Genomic DNA, 3502 nt, shown 5'->3' with positions numbered 1-3502 from the left:
TGGTTGCGGGAGCAGGATTTGAACCTGCGACCTTCAGGTTATGAGCCTGACGAGCTACCGGGCTGCTCCATCCCGCGCCAATTCTGTCCGTTCGGTTGATCGTTCGCATAGAGAGAAGGGGATGCTTGTCAGGTCTGGCGATGACCTACTCTCCCACGTCTTGAGACGCAGTACCATCGGCGCGACAGTGCTTAACTTCCGGGTTCGGGATGGGACCGGGTGTTTCACTTGTGCTGTGATCACCAAACCGGGCAAGCATCCCAGGCATCTGTGTTTCAGATGCTGGGCTTTTATCAACATCATGTCCAAGCCGGACTTCTGATTTCATGCGGTGCCGCATTTGAGCGGCGGTGTCTTGCTTTTACCGGATCAGGTCAAGCCTATCGGACAATTAGTACCGGTCAACTGAACGCATTGCTGCGCTTACATCTCCGGCCTATCGACGTGGTGGTCTACCACGGTCCTCAGGGATACCTTGTTTTGAGGGGGGCTTCCCGCTTAGATGCCTTCAGCGGTTATCCCGTCCGTTCATAGCTACCCAGCACTACCGCTGGCGCGATAACTGGTCCACCAGTGGAACGTTCACCCCGGTCCTCTCGTACTAGGGGCAACTCCTCTCAAGTATCCTACACCCACGGCAGATAGGGACCGAACTGTCTCACGACGTTCTAAACCCAGCTCACGTACCTCTTTAAACGGCGAACAGCCGTACCCTTGGGACCTGCTCCAGCCCCAGGATGAGATGAGCCGACATCGAGGTGCCAAACGATGCCGTCGATATGGACTCTTGGGCATCATCAGCCTGTTATCCCCGGCGTACCTTTTATCCGTTGAGCGATGGCCCTCCCACATGGGACCACCGGATCACTATGGCCGACTTTCGTCTCTGCTCGACCTGTCAGTCTCGCAGTCAGGCTGGCTTCTGCCATTGCACTCAACGAGCGATGTCCGACCGCTCTGAGCCAACCTTCGCGCGCCTCCGTTACGCTTTAGGAGGCGACCGCCCCAGTCAAACTACCCGCCACAGAGGGTCCCGGACCCGGATAACGGGCCGCGGTTAGACATCAAGAGTGCGAAGGGTGGTATCTCAAGGTTGCCTCCACCGGAACTGGCGTTCCGGCTTCGAAGGCTACCACCTATCCTGCACATCGCAATCCTGATGCCAGTCTGAAGCTGTAGTAAAGGTGCACGGGGTCTTTCCGTCTAACCGCGGGAAGCCTGCATCTTGACAGGCAATTCAATTTCGCTGAGTCAACGTTGGAGACAGCGGGGAAGTCGTTACGCCATTCGTGCAGGTCGGAACTTACCCGACAAGGAATTTCGCTACCTTAGGACCGTTATAGTTACGGCCGCCGTTTACCGGGGCTTCATTTCGGAGCTCTCACCCCTCCATTTAACCTTCCGGCACCGGGCAGGCGTCAGACCCTATACGTCGTCTTGCGACTTCGCAGAGCCCTGTGTTTTTAGTAAACAGTCGCCACCCCCTGGTTTGTGCCCCCGGCGATCATACGCCGGGCCTCCTTCTCGCGAACTTACGGAGGTATTTTGCCGAGTTCCTTCAACGTTGTTCTCTCAAGCGCCTTGGTATGCTCTACCAGTCCACCTGTGTCGGTTTCGGGTACGGTCTGGCGGAGGGCTATTTCCAGGGACTGCCATCGATACGGTCCAATCCGATAAGGACCGCACGCTCCGGACAATCCGTCACATCCTCCTGGCCCAGGAATATTAACCTGGTTCCCATCGTCTACGCGTTTCCGCCTCGACTTAGGGGCCGGCTTACCCTGCTCAGATTAGCTTTAAGCAGGAACCCTTGGACTTTCGGCGAGAGTGTCTCTCACACTCTTTGTCGCTACTCATGTCATCATTCTCGCTAGTGATCTCTCCACCGGATGGCTCACGCCCCGGCTTCATCGACGAACTTTATCCTCCAAGGCGGCGGTGCGGTTTGGGTAAACCAGCAACTGCCGCTAAAGAGGATGAGGTTCTTTCACACTACGCTCCGCTACCATGCCTTGCGGCATCCTCAGCTTCGGCTCATGGCTTGAGCCCCGTTACATCTTCGCCGCAGGACGTCTTGATTAGACCAGTGAGCTGTTACGCTATCTTTAAAGGATGGCTGCTTCTAAGCCAACCTCCTGGTTGTTTTGGACATCCCACATGCTTTCCCACTTAGCCATGAATTGGGGGCCTTAGCTGGAGGTCAGGGTTGTTTCCCTCTCCACGACGGGCGTTAGCACCCGCCGTGTGTCTGCCATCCAGTACTCCCGGGTATTCGGAGTTTGGTTAGGATCAGTAAGCCTGTGGGGCCCCATTACCCATCCAGTGCTCTACCCCCCGGGGCATTCGGATGACGCTCTACCTAAATAGATTTCGCGGAGAACCAGCTATCTCCGAGTTTGATTGGCCTTTCACCCCTAGGCACAACTCATCCCGACCTTTTTCAACAGGTGTGGGTTCGGACCTCCAGTTGGTGTTACCCAACCTTCATCCTGGTCATGCCTAGATCACTCGGTTTCGGGTCTGATCCCACGAACTCGGCGCCCTATTAAGACTCGCTTTCGCTGCGCCTACACCTAGCGGCTTAAGCTTGCTCGTGAGACCAAGTCGATGACCCATTATACAAAAGGTACGCCGTCAGGACACGAAGTCCCTCCGACTGCTTGTAGGCGTCCGGTTTCAGGTACTGTTTCACTCCCCTCGTCGGGGTGCTTTTCACCTTTCCCTCACGGTACTGGTTCGCTATCGGTCAGCAAGGAGTACTTAGCCTTCGGAGGTGGTCCTCCGATCTTCAGACAGGATTTCACGTGTCCCGCCCTACTTAATGCGTCAATCAGAGCTTCCCGTACGGGGCTGTCACCCGCTATGGCCACGTTTCCCAACGTGTTCCGGTCACTCATCTTGCTCGGCTGGTCCGCGTTCGCTCGCCACTACTAGCGGAGTCTCTATTGATGTCCTTTCCTCCGGGTACTTAGATGTTTCAGTTCCCCGGGTTTGCTCTATAATCCCTATGTATTCAGGAAAATAGTACCTGGTTATACCCATTGTTGACCACCTCGCTGCTGCGCGCCAAACCGGGCAAGGCCCGGCACGGAGTGTGCGTTGCGAAGCAACAACAATAGATATTCAGGTGGGTTGCCCCATTCGGAGATCGATGGATCAAAGCCTATTCCCGGCTCCCCATCGCTTATCGCAGGGTATCACGTCCTTCATCGCCTCTTGCTGCCAAGGCATCCACCAAACGCCCTTTTCGCGCTTGATCTGACCCGGTAAGAGCAAGACCGCTCCTACGCTGCCCCGGCCTTTTGCCTTCCGGGGCTTGAGATCAGAAGTCGTACTTTTCCCGCGCTTCACGCTGGTTCGCAATGAAGCGCTGCATGATGGTTGATCATGCGGGTTAGTGTACTTGACTTGGACAAAACCGCTTTCGAAGTGCCTTTGATGTCCTACCGCCTATTCGGCTACTTGAGGACAGGCGCTTCAAGTTCCTCCGCACTTGGAGGAA

Annotated in this window: 1 tRNA gene and 2 rRNA genes; all 3 read right to left on the bottom strand. The window is 55.8% G+C overall.

Going from position 1 to position 3502, the window contains the following annotated elements:
* Positions 1-77 (bottom strand) — tRNA-Met (locus HCC78_RS31210).
* A 55-nt stretch (positions 78-132) separates the two neighbouring features.
* Positions 133-247, bottom strand: a 5S ribosomal RNA gene (gene rrf / locus HCC78_RS31205).
* Positions 248-370: 123 nt separating this feature from the next.
* A 23S ribosomal RNA gene (locus tag HCC78_RS31200) occupies positions 371-3259 on the bottom strand.
* Positions 3260-3502 lie beyond the last annotated feature (243 nt).

It is taken from the genome of Mangrovicoccus sp. HB161399, from assembly GCF_013184745.1.
Lineage (GTDB): Bacteria > Pseudomonadota > Alphaproteobacteria > Rhodobacterales > Rhodobacteraceae > Mangrovicoccus.
Note: the sequence above shows the minus strand (reverse complement) of the source record. Positions and strands in the feature narration are given on the sequence as shown.